General features: G+C 60.0%; 13 protein-coding genes. 5 read left to right on the plus strand and 8 right to left on the minus strand.

Going from position 1 to position 17,421, the window contains the following annotated elements; genetic code table 11:
• Positions 1 to 26 precede the first annotated feature (26 nt).
• The 8 genes from AR689_RS02270 to AR689_RS02305 form a co-directional block, all read right to left on the minus strand.
• On the minus strand, positions 27 to 2,270 hold the full coding sequence (locus AR689_RS02270) for a glycosyltransferase family protein (RefSeq protein ID WP_062066223.1): 2,244 nt from the start codon (positions 2,268 to 2,270) through the stop codon (positions 27 to 29).
• Between the two features lie 92 nt (positions 2,271 to 2,362).
• Entirely contained in the window at positions 2,363 to 3,391 is a 1,029-nt protein-coding gene (locus tag AR689_RS02275) for a lysylphosphatidylglycerol synthase domain-containing protein (protein WP_062066226.1), read from the minus strand.
• Positions 3,388 to 4,143 (minus strand): glycosyltransferase, encoded by a 756-nt coding sequence (locus tag AR689_RS02280; protein WP_231745414.1) that lies wholly within the window; start codon positions 4,141 to 4,143, stop codon positions 3,388 to 3,390. Before AR689_RS02280 ends, AR689_RS02275 begins: the two co-directional genes overlap by 4 nt.
• 213 nt (positions 4,144 to 4,356) lie before the next feature.
• Positions 4,357 to 7,440: a chitobiase/beta-hexosaminidase C-terminal domain-containing protein gene (locus AR689_RS02285; RefSeq protein WP_062066232.1), complete on the minus strand. Its 3,084-nt coding sequence runs from the start codon at positions 7,438 to 7,440 to the stop codon at positions 4,357 to 4,359.
• Complete coding sequence (locus tag AR689_RS02290) at positions 7,440 to 7,967, minus strand: hypothetical protein (protein ID WP_062066557.1); 528 nt, start codon at positions 7,965 to 7,967, stop codon at positions 7,440 to 7,442. The genes AR689_RS02285 and AR689_RS02290 overlap by 1 nt, the downstream gene beginning before the upstream one ends.
• Before the next feature lie 83 nt (positions 7,968 to 8,050).
• Entirely contained in the window at positions 8,051 to 8,848 is a 798-nt protein-coding gene (locus tag AR689_RS02295; protein ID WP_231745415.1) for a hypothetical protein, read from the minus strand.
• Positions 8,849 to 8,994: 146 nt separating this feature from the next.
• Entirely contained in the window at positions 8,995 to 10,341 is a 1,347-nt protein-coding gene (locus AR689_RS02300) for a hypothetical protein (RefSeq protein ID WP_062066240.1), read from the minus strand.
• A gap of 259 nt (positions 10,342 to 10,600) precedes the next feature.
• Positions 10,601 to 13,330, minus strand: coding sequence for a GH25 family lysozyme (locus AR689_RS02305; protein ID WP_231745416.1), 2,730 nt, complete (start codon positions 13,328 to 13,330; stop codon positions 10,601 to 10,603).
• A gap of 290 nt (positions 13,331 to 13,620) precedes the next feature.
• On the opposite strand from AR689_RS02305, the gene AR689_RS02310 reads away from it, so the two are divergent.
• From AR689_RS02310 to AR689_RS02330, 5 genes are all read left to right on the plus strand, one after another.
• On the plus strand, positions 13,621 to 14,844 hold the full coding sequence (locus tag AR689_RS02310; RefSeq protein ID WP_062066243.1) for a TadA family conjugal transfer-associated ATPase: 1,224 nt from the start codon (positions 13,621 to 13,623) through the stop codon (positions 14,842 to 14,844).
• Positions 14,844 to 15,698: a type II secretion system F family protein gene (locus tag AR689_RS02315; RefSeq protein WP_062066247.1), complete on the plus strand. Its 855-nt coding sequence runs from the start codon at positions 14,844 to 14,846 to the stop codon at positions 15,696 to 15,698. Before AR689_RS02310 ends, AR689_RS02315 begins: the two co-directional genes overlap by 1 nt.
• On the plus strand, positions 15,695 to 16,636 hold the full coding sequence (locus AR689_RS02320) for a type II secretion system F family protein (protein ID WP_062066250.1): 942 nt from the start codon (positions 15,695 to 15,697) through the stop codon (positions 16,634 to 16,636). Before AR689_RS02315 ends, AR689_RS02320 begins: the two co-directional genes overlap by 4 nt.
• Positions 16,637 to 16,716: 80 nt before the next feature.
• Positions 16,717 to 16,953 (plus strand): hypothetical protein, encoded by a 237-nt coding sequence (locus AR689_RS02325; RefSeq protein ID WP_062066560.1) that lies wholly within the window; start codon positions 16,717 to 16,719, stop codon positions 16,951 to 16,953.
• Positions 16,954 to 16,960: 7 nt separating this feature from the next.
• Positions 16,961 to 17,386: a TadE family protein gene (locus tag AR689_RS02330; RefSeq protein WP_062066253.1), complete on the plus strand. Its 426-nt coding sequence runs from the start codon at positions 16,961 to 16,963 to the stop codon at positions 17,384 to 17,386.
• Positions 17,387 to 17,421: the final 35 nt, after the last annotated feature.

The raw sequence follows: 17,421 nt of genomic DNA on the forward strand, positions 1-17,421 counted from the left end.
TCGTGTCTGGGTATGTGCCAGCTGCCCTAGACAGAGACCTTCTCAGCTGACTCCGTGGTCACGTGTTCTTCCGTCTTAGCGCGGCGATGCCGACGAACATAGTGGAAAACAGTGAACACCAGAATCCCGAACCACGCCGCCGCTTGAGCGGCAAGGCCCATGGTGAGGCCCGGCGTCGTGAAGGTTATGTCCACCGACGTGGCACCGGCTGGCACATCCACCAGAATTACGCCAGCAGGACCCTGCGTAAGCTTCTGGGCTTCACCATCGACTGAGACCGTATAACCGGGCCACGCGAGGCGGGCGAGGGTAAGTTTGCCGGCGCTGCCGTCACCGGACAGGGTGACGTGTTCATCATTGCCATTCCTGACGGCATCCTTGACGGAAATGCCCTCTGAGGCCCAGGAAACGGTGCCCGGGTAGGGCAACGGGTTCTCCCGCTGAAGGATCGTCCTGGTCTCATCTGAAGCCACAATAGACCAACCCGGGGCCACGGTGAGTTGGTCCGGGGCGATCAAGGTCTTTTGGACGGCCACTGTCTCCACTTGGAGGACGTCCGCCAGGGTGGCGTCGATTTCTCCGGAGGCCTGTTTGAACAGTTCAGTGTAGGCCAGCGGGCACGTCTCGCCCCGGTAGTTCATGCATAAGGCGTTGACGTACGTGGTGAAGCTGATGCCGCTATAGCGGCCCATGCTGTTGTTGACGTCGGCATTGAGGATCTGATTGCCATAGAGGAGGCGGCCTTCAGTGAATTCCTCGCCGGTGATCTTCATGGTGTTGAAGATTTGAAGAGTGTTACCTCGGTAATTGCTGGTTGAGTCACGCAGCGTCTCCGCATCCACGGGCGAACCGATCCCGGCAACGGCATTGTTGGGGACGAACTGCCTGGATTGCATTCCAAGAGTGGCGATCGTTCCCACCACCATCACTGCTGCCAAGCCCCGGTAGCCGAACCGCTTCCAGCCAAGAAGCGCCAAAACCACCAGAACAAGCGTGACGGCCAAGGTGAAGATCTGCCATTTGCCGCCGCCCGGCACCATGGACCAGGCCCGGTAGGTTCCAAAGCCGAGGATGGCCACGGTGATGAACAACCGTTTCTTCCACGATGAGGTCTTCAACCCGGCAGAAGCCACTACTGCGACCAGGACAATGATGCCGAGGTACACATATTCGATGAGTCGGATGGGCCAACGGAACACCAGCACCTGGGAAGGAGCAAAGGTCAGCAGGAAGTAGATTCCAGTGATGACGTAGAGGCTGAATATTTGGCGCGAACGGTTCCGGAAGCTGCGGAAATCAAGCCACGGCAGCAACGGCAGGACGAACCATGCCAGGTAACTTGAGGGGACGTTGTCGATGGGAGCCCAGAAGTTATTGATTCGAGGCGTCATGGACGACGTGCTCATGGTCAGCAGCGATGACATATCCGGGGAGAGGAAGAGGTCGTTCAGGATTTCATTCTGCTGACGCACGGTGACGGCGGAGCTGAGCGGCAGCGGGAAGAACACCAGGACAGCGGTCAAACCCACCAAGGCGCCGACGATGACGATCGGAATGAGCCGACGCCAGTGCCTCATCAGCATCAATTCGACGGCGACTGCCGCGAGGACCAGGATGACGCCAATGGCACCGTAGGGGTTTCCGGCCGTCATGGTGAGGAAGCCCAAAAGGAACGGCAGGAACGGTGACGTGTTGCGACGCGCGTAGCGCCGGACGGACCACCAGAAGACGGTAATCCATGCGAAGGCCATCAGACCTCCCGGCCAGCGGGCTGCTTCGTAGAAGAGCGTAAAACCGCTGAAAGGGATGGCTACGCCGGCGGCCAGTGCAAGCGGCCTGTTGGAACCATAGTCCCGGGCCAGCATAAACGTACCGAAAGCCAGCAACGCGATGAACTGGACGATGATGAAGTAACTGGCCAGAGAGAGATTCTCGAAGTTCGAAACAATAACTGAGTTGACGATGTTGACGGGATTGAAAATACCGTAGCCCACCTCGGCCACGATGTTGCCGCCCACCCAGCCACCTGGCTCCATCAAGGGGAATCGTCCGGAGCGAATCTCCTCACCCATATGCCGCCACAAAGGGAGGAAGGACTGCATCATGTCGTCCCAGTAGTAGAACGTGGGGTTGAAGAGCCGGGGGATGATGGAGGCAACAGCTGCGATTGCGGCAGTAATAATGCCCCAATGCCAGTCGTGCTGCAAGAAGTAACGCCGCCGGGTAACCGGCGGGCGCTGGGCAGTGGCCCCGGAGGTACCTGCTGTCATGGTCTTAGCTTGCTCCTTAGCGCGCGGCATAAGTGTGAATATTGGCCTGAGGAATTACCGGGAGTTCGGGAAGCCCGGGCATCCGGCACCCGCTATTTGACCTCGGAAGTGGAGTCCGCGGGGGTTTTGGAGGCGGATTGTTGACGCCACCGGAAGTGAACAAAAGCGATACCGACGCACAGCAGGTCGGCGATTGTGAACATGATGCGTGACAAGGCTGCAATCGCCGTCGCAGCTCCGGCACTCATCATTCCGGCCAGGGCAAGGATGAGGATGGCCTCGCGGGCGCCAACGCCGGCAGGAAGCAGGAATGCCAGGACTCCCAGCGTCATGCCAAGAGCCAACGCACCAGTGAGGACCAGGAAAGTTGCGAGGTCCAAAGTGGCTTCGTGGCCCACGAGGATCCACAGGTGCAGGCCAAAGCACAGGTACATCAGGACGCCAAGGATGAAGGCCTTCACCATGGTGTTGGCCTGGATACGCTCGGGAAGCGGCGGGCGGCGGAAGACCCGCAGGACGATGTTGACCAGGAAGGTCACAACGTTCGGGTTCATGGCCAGGATCACCACAGGGAGGATGACGTACAACCACTGCAGATTGGGCTGACGCTGGACCAGGATCGGAAGGGCCGAAGCACCAACGACCAGAGCCGCTCCAATGGTGATTCCGGTACTCACCAAGGAAGCAACGAAGACTTGCGCACGCGCAATGCCGTTTTTGCGGCCAAGCTCCATCTGCAGCACGAACGCCCACACGGAACCTGGCAGATACTTTCCAATTTGGCCGACGAGGTAAATCTGGTTGAGCACCAAACCTTGGGGTTCAATATCCACTGATCTCAGCAGGCTTGCCATGACCACCCGCCACATGAACATCCCCAGAAGAACACCAGGGATGAGTGCCAGCAGGGACAGCAGAACCTGCCACCACTGCAGGGCGAAAACAGTGGCCTGAACTTGTGGCCATTGGACGGCAATGAAATACACAGCGGCGGCGAAAACTATGACCACCAGCGCACGACGTGCAAAGTCGACCAGCTTGGCCTTGGTGGTCTTTGCAGGCGGCTGTTCCTGATTGGTGTCGTTGTCGTTCGACGGTGTTTCGGCGATTGAATCCGTCATGAGGCGTGCGTTCCCGTGCTGGGTGACGCTGCGAACTCCCGCCGACGGCGGCGCATAGCCACCAGTCCTTTGAACATTTTAACGACGTCGGCAGTCCGGATGGTGGTTTCGCCCGGCTCGTCGTCGGGTGCCAGTGTGACGGGCACTTCGACGATCTTGAAGCCTTGTTTTTCAGCGGCGTAGACGACCTGGGTGCTGAAGAGGAACCCGGGATCGTCAAAGCGGTCAACCATGCTTCGAAGCCATTCGCCGTCAACAATCAGGGTTCCCTGGGAGTCACCGATTTTGGATCCGAGGATTACCTGTCGAAGTGTCTTGAAGCCGAAGGTGGTAATTCCCCGGATTGCACTCCGTTCGGTGACGGAGTCCTTGTGGGCTTTCGAACCGATGACAACGTGCGGTTTGGTGGTGAGTTTTTTGTCTTCGTCGAGATCGTCAGTACCGAAAGGGAGGTCGTCCGCCGTGAGGAGTACCCTGCGTCCGGAGCTTGCCTCTATGCCCCTGCGGTACGCATTCCCCATGCCCTTTTGGCTCTGGAGAACCTGGAACGTCACGTTGGGCGTGTCCACTGCGTTCTTGAGGGCTACCTCGAATGTTTTGTCGGAAGAACCGTTCTCCACGATGATGATCTCGGAGGTGCCACTGTTCAAGTAGCCGGAAAGACGGGCCATTGTAGCCGCCAAAATCCGTTCTCCGTTATAGACCGGGATCACAACGGAGAGATCCGGTTGGCCTGCCTGGTCGAAAGTCAAGACTCTCCTCGGTAGTTCGTGCCGACGAATTCTTGGACGCCAGCCGCAGCCCGCAACGCTGGTGTCACGAGATCCTTGCAAACCCTCAGTCTAGTTCATCGTGCAATGCCTTCTGCGGAAGGCCAACGGCTTCACCGCTGGATTCAGACGAAAGGGGTGCACCGGATATTCTCCGATGCACCCCTCAAAACGGCAAGCCAGGTTCGCCCCATATCAGGGGAGTGAAGTGAATCCTTGCCATCCGTTGCCGACTTGGCCCCAAGCCAGCCAGCCGCCGGTACCGTTTCCGGGATAGAGCCAGAGATTGCCGCTGGCATCCCGTGCGAGGACATCGGCTTTGCCGTTGCCGTTGAAGTCGCCGGGCCCGAGCAGTGCGGTCATGCCGTTCCACCCGCTGCCAATCTGGGAGCGGGTGCCCCACCCGCTGCTTCCGTTACCGGGGTAGAGCCACAAGGCGCCCCCCGTGTCACGGGCCAGAATGTCGGTCTTCGAGTCGCCGTTGAAGTCACCGGTGCTGAAGATGGCATTCATGACGTTCCACCCCGCACCGACCTGAGTCCGGCCAGCGCTGAACTTCCCCGTTCCGTCACCTTTGTAGAGCCACAGGACGCCGGATGCATCCCGGGCCAGGACATCGGATTTGCCGTCTCCGCTGAAGTCGCCCGGTGCTGTCACCGCCGTGAAGCCGCTCCAGCCGGAGCCGACAACCTCAGGAGGCTGCCACCCGCCTGCGCCATTGCCTTTGAAGAGAAGGATCTGGCCGGCGGTATCGCGGGCCAGGACATCACTTCGTCCATCGCCGCTGAAGTCCCGCGTAGGGACGATCAGGTTGTAGTTATTCCACGATGTACCGGTGTTGACTTTGCCCAACCAGCCGCCGGTGCCATTGCCCGGGTAAAGCCACAACGTACCGGCAGCATCCCTGGCGAGGACGTCATTCTTGGCATCGGAGTTGTAGTCCTTCCAAGTGTTGGTCGGTGCAGCAGGCAAGGTGTATGTCTGCGAGGCCACTGCGGATTGGTTTCCGGCACCATCAACGGCGAAGTACTTGACCGTGGTGGTGGCCGCCGGAGTAACTGTCACCGTTGTGGTTCCGGAAGGACTTGAAACGGTTGGAGTGGAGTTGTCCGTGGTGTAGTAGATCTTCGCTCCGGATTCTGTGGTCAAAGTGACCTTTTGGCCCAGCGTCAGTTTTCCACCCAAGGGATTCGCCGTCACCGTTGGCGCCACGTTGTCCAGAACGTACACCTGGGACTGGGCGGAGGAAGCATTGTTGGCTGCGTCCACGGCTATGTACTTGATGGTCTTGCTTCCCATGGTGATGGGACCGGTGTAGAGCGTACTGGCCGCAGTGGGAGTTGTGCCATTGTCCGTGTAGTAAATCTTGGCATCGGCCTCATTCGCGGTCAGTGTGATCTTGGTTGCAGGACCATACGTTCCGCCTACGGGACTGGCTGTCACGGTAGGTGCAGTGGTGTCAGCTACAAAGACCGTGAAGTTGACGCCGGCAACTGTGGTGTTACCTGCCCCATCCCGGGCCTCTACTTCGAACCTCTTTGCTCCGTTCGCGATGTCCGCATAGACCTTAGGCGAGGTGCAAGCGGTAAAGGCATCGGTTCCCAACCGGCAACGGAACCCCGCTAGGTCTGAGGACGTGGAGCTGAACTGGAACTGGTAGCCGGCGCCTACAGTGGCTCCGCTGGCGGGAGCTGAGATGGCAACCTGGGGGGCCGTCAGATCAGCTGTCACTGTTTGCGCGGCAGCGGAGCTGACATTGCCGGCCGAGTCAGTGCTGCGGATCCGCAAAGTGTGGGTACCTGCTGTGGTGAGCGTAAAAGTATCACCCGGCACACAAACTTGGAACGCAGCATCGGCCGTTGAATCAACTGAACAGCTGAGTATTGTTCCTGGCTCGAAAGTGGCTCCCAGGACAGGTTTGCCGTTGACCACCTGGCCACTGTTTGGAGCAGTGAAGACAGGCGCAGCAGGTGCAACGGTGTCCACCGTGAAGGTCCGTGAAACCGGAACTCCGCCCGGGGCGGGCCTTACAGAGAATGTCTGCGGTCCGTTGAGTAGTGGAGCTGACGTGTAGGTTCCACCAGTGCAGTCCGTCCACGTTCCGCCCATGGAGCACTCCAGAGCTGTGCCGGCCGGCTCCGCAGCCACGCCGAACGTCGGAGTGGTGTCATTAGTGAACTCGGGGTTGGGAGCCTGTGCACCACTTGCCAGCGTGGGACCTGAAGTAATTTTGGCCACTGCGCCACCCAAGAGGCTGATACTGCCTCGGCCGGTTCCCGGGGTAGAGCCGAGCTGACCCGGATCGTCCAAGACCAGGAGCTGACCGCCCCGCATACCCAGTCCGCTAATCTTGCTGAATCCCAACGCCCATTGGTTCTCTACGGCGCCGGTGCTGAGGTTGAGACGTGACACTTTGTCTGTGCCGGCCGTGGTGCCGCTGCTCGTACCCGTATAGATAACGTGGGCGTTGTAGTCGTAGAAGATCGATGCCGCGACACCCACGTTATAAGAGGTCAACGGAACGTAGTCTGTCATTTCACCGTTTCCCGGGGCAGAGAATGCCCTAAGGCCAGTGCTTTCCAGAACGTACACGCTGACATGTCCGTTGTTGTCCCAGCCCGCTGCTACCAGGCCCAGCGCACGGGTGGTGACCGATGCGATGGATTCAATGCTGGGGTGCATGATGGTCGGATCAACAATCTTGATGATTGAGCGGGCATTGGCGAACGACAAATAGATGTTGCCGTCCGGACCGTCGGACACTGCGTTAGGCCGGACATCGCCGTCGAGGACCGTCAGTGTGCTGCTGTACTCGAAGAGGTCCTGTGGCGGATTCCACACTGCCCGTACGAGATGGGAACTCCCAACAGCTGAGTCCGGGATAAAGGCGGTTTCATCACCGCTGCCAACGGAGCCAGGTGTCGGATCGAGCACGATGGAGACGCCCGGAACCTTCGGCCCGGGCCCAGCATCGGGCGAGGTCCCACCCAGGCATGTGTCTAGCTCAATGGTGCCTGCGTTTCCGTTGACTGGTTCGGACATCCGGCAGAATCCGGCCACGCTGTCTGATACCCACATCCGGCCGATGGGGTCCAGTACGGTCCCCGCAGGCTTGGTGAGCCCAATACCTATGATTTGCTTCTGTTGGTCTGCGTGGGCGGGGGTGCTTGATACCACCGCTGTCATGCCTGCGACCGTCAGGACAACCGCGGCCAATGCTGTGATGACCTTGTGTCCGCGAAGCCGCCAACCGGCGTCGTGCGTTGCTTGGTGTTCCATCACGCCACTTCCTTCAGCCACTTGGTCAGGACTGCGGACTGTGGTGCCATGGGCGCCAGCGTTAGCGCTCCCTTAACGATGGGAACACCGCCAAGTCCATACAGGGCGGTACTGATGGTTGGCGGGTTGTTTCTTGTGCACGCTTTGATAATTGCAAGACAAATGTCATTGCGGGTGCCTGTGGCTCCGGCTTCCATGGCGACATTTATCGCGGCATTTTCTTCCGCGACTAATACTTGGGGCTGTGGGCCCACGTAAGTCACTACGACGTCGGCGAATTTCTTGTATTGAGTGTTTGCCCAAACCTCTTCAAGGCTCGACAAGATGATGAGCGGATTTCCATTGACTCCGCGACACTCGAATTGGTAGCGCTTTACTGGTTCAGGTCTTTCGACGCGTGGTTTGTCGGCATCGCCGGCATTCGTCACGCCCAGTTTGAATGGCTCAACATTTTCAACGACCTTGACCGAGCAGCCTGTTAGAACGAGACCGGCTAGGCCAAGCTGGACGACGACGCGTCTTGGCATGTCCACCGAGGGATCCCCACTTCATTCGGATGCTCCCCAGCTCCGCATGCAGTTGGATTTTCGCCCCAGCCGTTACGGCTGCATTACTCCATCTTCTCCCAAATTCCGCATTTGTCACTAGTTAGGACGTCTTTTTCTTCAAGGATTATTCCGGATTGACCTTCGGTCGCTCCGCCGCTGGCCTTTTTGCTGCCGTCAGCGGCCGACACTGACCATGCGCAGCCCTCGGGCGGGGTCTTCCGAAGATGGAACTTACCTGCAACCAAGCCCCCGCTTGCCACGGCAGACTCACCGTCCCCGGCTCGTTCACCGGCCGCCCAGAGTCCTATGATTCTTCCTTGCGGCGCCCTGGGGCACAGCTCGCTGGCGGCTAGCAGCATCTGCCGGCTGCTGCGTCCGAAGAGATCCGACGCTGCATCGTCGCTGACACGGGTGCACAGCGCCAGGGCCGTTAAGTAGGCGTCGAGGCCGGCCGAGGGGGTGATGCCGGGCTCTGCGATGGAGATGATTCTTGCCTCGTCCTCGGTCGGTTCAAAGGGCAGGGGGCCTTCGTAGCTGGCGGCGCAAGTAGCCAACCGGACATATTCGGTGGAAGCCCAAACTTCAGCAAGACTGCTGTAGGTCACTTCTGGAACAGCCTCGTTGAGGTTTGAGCACACGTACGTGAACCGGCCCGAATCATCGGGGGCACCGGCGCCCTGCCCGCTGCCATTGCCGGGGGTTGTTGGTCCGGGATCCGACGTTGCCGGTGACGAAGGTGTCGTGGTCGGACTTGCCGACGCGGAGGAAGGGGATGGCGCCGTGGTTGAGGGAGTTGCTGTGCCAGAGCATCCGGCAAGAAGCAGTATCAGCGCCGCAGCGGCCGGGTACAAGGTTCTCATGGTGACCTCCACCTCCATGGTTGTCAGAACCCGGGTGCCGGTCAATGGATTTGCCCGCAAATCGGGTATCGATACCGCTACAAATGTTGCTGAACAAACGTCGAAGGCCCTGCTCCGGAGATCAAGGCCTTCGACGATGATGTTTGTTAGGCGAACATCGAATTCAGGGTGTTGATGACAGTCGCTTCCACGCCCGTCGTTCCGCCCCGGAAGTGCCCGATGTGTCCGTATACGGTCATGGAACCACCCGCGATCCCCGGATGGTCCGGGTCCCAGCCGCCTTCATAGCTGCCCCCGGAGGAATAGGGTGGAAGGAACTGCGCGCTGGGCACGTAGTAGCAGGACTCGTTTCCGTAGCCGCCAACGATAACTCCGTTGGCTCCGCCGAACCTTGCCCGGAAATAGGCGGCGTAGCCGCTCACCAACTCGCCACCGACGATTCCGATCCTCAGTTGGGGGCTGCCCCCGAATTTCCACACTTGGAAAGGACAGACAACCGACGTCTCGTAGCTGCCGCTGTCAATTCGCCCGATCATGACCTGGGCATGGCGACCGTACCAGGCGGGATTCCCGTCCAGGTTGGGGAGCCGGGATGCGTACGCGGCGCGAACAGCGGCCATGTTGCCGGCTGTGGCCGTGATGTCCAGGGGAATCTTCACTTCCTGGTAGCTGGTCTGGAGGGGGCTGCCAATGGACCTCCCCGGTGTCTGCATGGCCACGTCAACAGCAGCGCCCAGTTTAGTGGCGTACTCGTCCCGCAACTCCCAGCTCGGCACCCCCATAGGGTTCTGGTCGCCGGCTGCTCCTTGGAGGAACAACGCAAAACATTCCGGATTGGTATTTTCAATGTAATTGCAAGCCCCGGCGGGATAATCGCCGTCGAATAGCGTGCGCATGCCAGCCGCCACAGGGTGGCAAGCGTAGTTGAAAATAACTGCGGCGGCGTTGCCGTTTGACTTACGCGCGACGATGACCGGAACGGTGTTCTCGAGATAGGGCAGTCCCACCCTGTTGTACGCGATGCTGGCTGAGGTGACCTTGTAGTCCAACGTGACGGGGGTTTGGGAGGCGTTGAGCGCTTCACTGGCAGCGTCCACGAGATCGTTCTCCAAGTGCTGACTGTAAGTCTCCACCATCGACAAGTCCGACAACCCGTAGCACATGAACGGGTGGAGGGTGTCGATGACTGCCGGTGCGTTGTGGGTGTGGGTGGACTGGATCAGGATATCGCCGTTGGACCAGCCCGCCAGCGCCAGGATCCTTTGCCGTGCCCGCTGGTGGATTGACCTGGGCAGGGCAAGAATGTCCACGCTCATGATCAGGTTGGGGGAGCCGTTTTCCCACAGCACGATTGCACGAACCCATAGTGATTCGTAGGGTGCGCTGCTGGTGGCCTCCCGGCCGCCGTCGAGGGTCCCGTATCCCGCCATGTAGGGATTGACGTCAAGCGGTGGCGAAATGCTGACCTTGGCCGTTGAAACGGTAAACGCCATGAAAGATCACTCCTTGATTGTGCACAGTGGTGACCTTCGTTTGCCCCCAAACAAAGCCCGTTTCCCGAATGTGCTGAACAGCCAATACGTGAGACCACCTTCATTAGATCACGCAACCCCGTGATTTAGACCCGGTCCTCCGCTCGAAACATTATTTGTTTCCTTAGCAGAGTTTTCTGAATGCGAATGGGGACTGCACACTTCTTTTCAGAGTGTGCAGTCCCCATTCGCGAATTTCGGGAGCTGTGCTTGCCGGGGCCTAGCTGGCAGGGGCGAGGATTTTCAGGCCGCCCCAGTCGGTGCCGACTCGTGTGGGAGTACCCCAGCTCCCGTTCTGTCCGACGGGGTAGTAGCGCAGGTCTCCGGTGCTTGTCCGCGCCAAAATTCCGGCCGATCCGGCTCCGGCGAATCCGCGGATGGATCCGAAGCTGTTGATCACGTTCCACCCGATTCCTACGGTCTCGGCTGGTTCCTGCACAAATGCTCCGCTGCCATTTGATCTGTAGAGCATCAAATCGCCGGCAGCATTCTTTGCCAGGAGATCCATGTTCGAGTCCTTGTCGAAGTCCATCTGCAGGATGTCCAATCCGGCCCAACCCGTACCAATCTGAACGCGTGCTCCTAATCCAGTGCCGGACGGGTTGCTGATCTGGAACAGGCGACCTGAGGGGTCGTATCCCACAATGCTTGGCCGGGCATCGGACTTCTTCCACTTACCGGCTGTGAGCGTCCAGTCCTTCCACCCGGTTCCCAAACTGATCGGAGTCCCATAGCCGCGACCTTTCAATCCGGGGTAGACGCTGAGTCGCCCATCACTCCATTGCGCGAGGATGTCCAGGGCGCCGTCGTTGTTCCAGTCGGTGAGGAAGCCTGCCTTCAGGCCGGTCCACTGAGTACCGATAAGTTCGGTGGGCAACAAGGAGGTGGAACCTGACCCCGGGTAGCGGTACAGATTGCCGTCTTGGCGAACAGCCACAACGTCTGGCGCGTCCACGCCGAGCGTCGTTTCAACATCGACGGGCGCGCCACTGATGACGTTCGCGTCATTCCATCCCACGCCGATGAGGAAACGGTTGCCCCAGGTCCCGGACACTGCCGGGTAGTAATACAGGTCGCCGTTGGCCGCCCGGGCTTGAAGCCCTTGCGAACCGGCGCCGTTGAAACCGGCTGCGGAGCTGATCGACGTCATAGCGGACCAGCCGTTGCCAATCACCCGGCTCGGTTCGGAGATGAACGATCCCACCCCGTTGGAGCGGTAAAGGCGCATGATGCCATCGCTCGTTCTCGAGACGATGTCCTGGTTTCCGTCCCCGTCGAAGTCCAGTTGGTTGAACTGGTGCCCCCCGAATCCTGACCCGATCAGCACGCCTCCGCTGAGGGCACCAGCGCCGGAATTCGCATAGCGGTAGAGGTTTCCTTTGCCATCCTGACCGATAACACCCGGGTATGCGTCCCTGGAGTTCCACCACCCAACAGTGAGTGACATTTCCTGCCAGCCAGTTCCGACAAGTATGGGGGCGAGGAAACCGCCGCCGGCCGTCCCCCTGAAGACTTGGAGTGAGCCATCCTTCCACTGGGCAAGAACATCCTGGATCCCGTCTTGGTTCCAGTCAACGACGTGCACGGATTGCGCAGTTCCCCAACCGGAGCCGATAGCTACGGGTCCTGTGATGCGGCCCTGTCCGTCAGCCGGGAAGTTGTCCAGCCGTCCTGATGGCATGGCAGCGAGCACGTCAGCCCCGGACCGGATAGAGGGGCTGGAAGGGCGGGAGACTCCGCGGGCAAAGGTGCGCAGCTGGTCATAGGTGCCGTTGAAGATGTTCGAGTCCCCTTCAAAGGGGCCGGTGCTGCTGTACTGCCACATGGTGTAATTGCCCCAACTGAGAGGCATGTCCCCCGGGGAGTTCGTGGGGTTGTTCCAGTAGGACGCGATCCACAGCGGATAGTTTCCGAAGGTGGAGTTCCCAACACAGGTGTTCCACCAATCAGTGGTGCTGTAGATGACCGGGAAGCGGCCGGTGAGGGCCTTGACTGTGTTACCAAAATCGGCCGCCCATTGTCCGAGCTGGGCCTTGGACATGTCGTAGCAGGTGTTGCCGAAGTAGAAGCCGTTGATGGTGCGTCCGGCGTAGGGGTTGTATTCGATGTCCAGTACAGGCGGAAGAGTGTAACTGTCGGCAGTCCATCCGCCGCCGTTGGCCACGAAGTATCTGGCTTGATCCGCACCCGAGGACCAGTTGGGGATTGCGAAGTGATAGGCGCCCCTGACCATGCCTACGTTACGGGAGCCGTTGTACTGCTGTGTGTAATTTTCATTGAGGTAGTAGTTGCCCTCGGACGCCTTGACGTACGCCCATCGGGAACCCTGGTTCCATTGGCTTTGCCAGTTGACGTTGCCTTGGTGGGCGCTGACGTCCTGTCCGGCGATGCCGATGGTGGGGCGCCAGTGTCCCGTGTCGGCAGCCATGGGGACCACGGAATTCACTGAACCGCCGACTGCTCTGGTGCCTGATGGGGGTGCAGTGGCGCTCTGTTGCTTTGCCGACAAGACTCTTGGTGATCTCTGGCCCATCTCAGCACCACCGGCCGGAATAGCCGCCCGCATTGCCGCTTTCATGGCGTCGGCATCGGGTGCGGTGCCAGGCGATGCCTGGGGCGTTGGCGTAGCTGACTGACCGGAGGCTTTTGACGTTGGCGCTGGAGTAACTGCTGGTGAAGGTCCGACGGCGGGAAGCGGCTCTTGCTGCTTGGACACCGACGTATTACTCGGCAACTCGCTGCCGGGGGTCCCTGAACCGGGGCCATTTCCGGCCGGGCGGGGGCCCTGTGAGGGCGACGTTTCCTGAACATCCGACCTTGGAGCAGGTTGGGGGCCGGAGGCTTGGGCCCATGCCGGTACTCCGAGGCAACTGCCTCCCACCAACGCGATAGTCAGCGCCAAGGCCGCACGTGCCAGCGGGATGCGGCGGACCGGGTCCATAGAGTTCATTTCCATTTTCACATCAGGCCCTGTACCGCGGCTCAGCGGCGCATGGTGTGGCTTGCGGACAAGCTCCGGGGCGGGCGCTTGCGCATGAGACCAAAGGCCAGCTCCTAACGGGCTTTACCCTAACATTCCGGGACTGGAGTGACTAGTGGGATTGAGGATACTGAGGTGACTGATGGTGAGAGTTATCCACATGTGCTTCACGGCGACTTGAGGCACTGAATTCGCTGGCCTAGCGTGAACAACTCGAGATGCGCCTCTCGTTTACGTGCTCGCGATCATCGGGGAGAGATGTGGATGCTGTAAAAATCGTCGAAGGTGAAGTCCGGGAACTCATCCGACGCCGCGGATTGGATCCGTTGGAACAAGCCAAAGACGTGCGGCTCCTCGTAGACGCCGCAGTCAACGATTACGACGAACGTGCGCTGCTGGGGCCGCTGCCTTCGCTAGGACACCTGGAGGCGGCCCGGCAACACATCTTTGATGCGGTGGCGGGATTTGGCCCACTGCAACCACTCCTGGATGATCCGGCAGTAGAAGAGGTATGGATCAACGCTCCGCACGAAATCTACGTGGCTCGCAACGGGGAATCCGAGCTGACGGCCATCAGCCTCACTGAGCAGCAAGTGCGCGATCTCGTGGAAAGGATGCTCAAGAGTTCCGGGCGCCGCGTGGATGTCTCGTCCCCCTTCGTGGACGCGGCCCTTCCGGACGGGTCAAGGCTGCACGTCGCTATCCCGGACATCACCAGGAAGCACTGGGCTGTCAACATCAGGAAATTCATCGCGAGGGCAAGCCGGCTCGAACATTTGGTGGAGCTCGGGAGCCTGACGCCCCAAGCCGCCAGATTCCTGGGTGCATCGGTAGCCAGCGGACTTAACATTCTGGTCTCCGGGGCAACCCAAGCGGGGAAGACCACCATGTTGAATTGCCTGGCTTCGAGCATCGGATCGCGCGAACGCGTCATCACGGTTGAGGAAATCTTTGAACTGCAGCTTCCCCTGCGTGATGTGGTGGGATTGCAATGCCGCCAACCCAATCTCGAAGGTGAAGGCGAAATACCCCTGCGGCGTCTTGTCAAGGAAGCGCTGCGGATGCGTCCGGACCGTCTGATCCTGGGAGAGGTTCGCGAAGCGGAAAGCCTCGACATGCTCATTGCACTGAATTCCGGCTTGCCCGGGATGTGCACTGTGCACGCTAACTCCGCCCACGACGCCGTCACTAAGATCTGCACCCTCCCGCTCCTGGCCGGGGCGAATATTTCGAGTGCTTTCGTAGTGCCCACCGTCGCATCCTGCATTGACCTCGTAGTGCACTGCGGGCGCCATGCCACCGGGCGCAGGCAAGTGACCGAGATCCTGTCCCTGGGACGCAGGGTGGAGAGCGGGATCATCGAGTCCTCGGGTGTTTTCGGAATGGTTGCGGGCCAACTACAGCCACGGGCCAACTCCATGCCGGCAGCGGACAAGTTTGCCCGGGCAGGCTTCGACGTCGCTGCCCTCCTGGAGTCGAACTGATGGCGCCGCTCCTTGGGATCGTCGGTGGTTTGGGAGTATTCCTCGTGTGGTGGTCGGCCTGGGTCCAGCCACCTTCTGAGCCAAAAAGAAAGAGGCCCCGACGCTTGGACCTCCTCCTGATGTCAGCTGGGATCGAGAAAGTCTCCGGTGCAGGGCTCCTTCTCACCTGCGCCGGTATCGGCCTTTTTGCGCTGCTGGTGTTCTATGTGCTGACAGGATCCCCGCCAGTTGCCCTGTGTTTTGCACTTTTCGGATCCTGGATTCCCTTTGCAACTGTGCGTTGGCGGGCGCGAAAGCGCAGGAATGCGCTACGGCAGTTGTGGCCGGACGTCGTTGACCACTTGCGCTCGGCCATCCGTGCCGGCCTCGCACTGCCGGAGGCCCTGATCCAGCTGGGACACAACGGGCCCGAAGAATTAAGGGAACTGTTCCTGGATTTCGGGGCCGACTACAGAGCCGCCGGTAATTTTGAGGCCGCAGTGAACAAACTCAAAGAACGCCTTGCAGATCCCGTGGCCGACCGCATCATTGAGGCCTTGCGAATGACCCGCGAAGTAGGTGGCTCCGACCTCGGTCGGATGTTGGGAACATTGTCGGGTTTCCTGCGGGACAGTGCGCGGACGCGCAGTGAGCTTGAAGCCCGTCAGTCGTGGACCATCAATGCCGCCCGGCTTGCTGTCGCTGCGCCTTGGATAGTTTTGGTGGTCATGGCCAGCCGGCCGGAGGCCATGCTGGCCTTCAACTCCGGCCTTGGCGCCATGGTGTTGCTTGGAGGCCTCCTGGTCTCTGTTTTCTGCTACTCCGTGATGCTTCGTGTCGGCGCCTTGCCAGAGGATGAGCGGGTTTTCGGATGAACACATCAACCGCCTTCGCCGTGCTGTGCGGCCTGTTTCTGGGTGCCGGATGGTGGTTGATCCTGGTGCGGCTCCCGTTTATGCGGGGACGGAGATTCTCCGATCGGATCGAACCGCAGTTGAAGTCGCAGAATCTCGAATCGCGCCTTCTTCGCAGGCCCACGCACAACCTCACGCCGTTTGGGCCGTTGGAACGAATCCTCAGACCGTTCATCCGCGATGCCATCACCTCCATGTCGCGCTTCAATGTGGGGTCCACGGCCCTGGCGAAGCGGCTTGCCCGTGCCGGTTCAACAAAATCGACGCTGGACTTTCGGGCCGAGCAGCTCCTGTGGGCCGGTGTCGCTTTTGTGCTTGCTGTGCTGGTGGTTGCAGCCGGCGCCACCGCAGGCCGCTTCAGCCCGGCCGTGTCATGCATCGCTGTCATCGGCAGCGCACTGGGCGGCTACTTACTTCGTGACAATCTCCTGGGGCAGACCATCAAACGGCGGGAGTCAAGGATGTTGTCTGAGTTTCCCAGCCTCGCGGAGCTGATGGCGCTCGCGGTTGCTGCGGGGGAGAGTGCCATGGGCGCGATGGACAGGGTGAGCCGGAGTTCCCAGGGTGAGCTCTCCGGGGAGTTCGCCACCATCCTTGCGGATGCCCGATCCGGCAGGCCGCTGACGGAAGCGCTCCAGGCCTTCTCCGCAAGGGCTGAACTTCCGCCCTTGGTCAGGTTCATCGACGGTCTGGTGGTGGCTGTGGAGCGCGGGACTCCCTTGGCAGACGTTCTTCGGGCGCAGGCAGCGGACGTTCGCGATGCCGCACAGCGGGACCTCATGGAGTCTGCGGGCCGAAAAGAGATTGCCATGATGGTTCCGCTCGTCTTCGGGGTGCTTCCACTGACCGTTGTGTTTGCCGCTTTCCCTGCCATCGCCGCCTTGGAAATGAGCCTTTAACACCCATGGCGCCATCCGCCATGGCCGCCCTCCAAGAAGTCATGTCAAGTCAGCAACTACTCAAAAAATTGGGGAAAACCATGAAACGAATTTCAATTAAACCGTCCGTTGTCTCCATCCAGCTCTGCTGCTCTGTCTGGTTGTTTGTTGTGGCCCGGAGGGCGTTGCCCGCACACGACGGCCCCGAGCGTGGCGATGTGCCTGGTTGGGTGATGATCACACTCATGTCCGCGATTCTCGTGGCAGGACTTCTTGCCATCGCCACACCGGCGCTGACCGACCTCTTCAATCAGGCCATGAGCAAGGTGGGCAAGTAGGCATGGGATGAAGAACCATGCATGGATCGGCCACGACCGGCCTCACTCAAAGCCAGTGGCAACCGTGAACGAGCGTGGATCAGCGGTTGTCGACTTCGTGTTGGTCAGTGCACTGCTGACCGTGTTCTTTATGTCGATTGTTCAACTCATGGTGGTCCTGCATGTTCGGAACACACTCATCGATGCAGCTGCTTCCGGAGCACGGTATGGAGCGTTATCGGACCGCACGCTCAATGATGCCCGGACGAGGACTGCTGAGTTGATCGGTGGTGCGTTGAACAGTGATTTCGCGCGTGACATCACGTCGACGGAAATCACCATTGATGGGATCCGAACCCTGGAAGTGACGGTGAGGGCCCCGTTGCCGGTTGTTGGCCTGATCGGTCCTGGTGAGCTACTGGAGGTCAAAGGGCATGCGGATCTTCCGGGATGAGCCGTCCAAGGAACGGGTGACCGCGTTCCGGCGCA

The sequence above is a fragment of the Arthrobacter sp. EpRS71 genome (genome assembly GCF_001512285.1).
Lineage (GTDB): Bacteria > Actinomycetota > Actinomycetes > Actinomycetales > Micrococcaceae > Arthrobacter.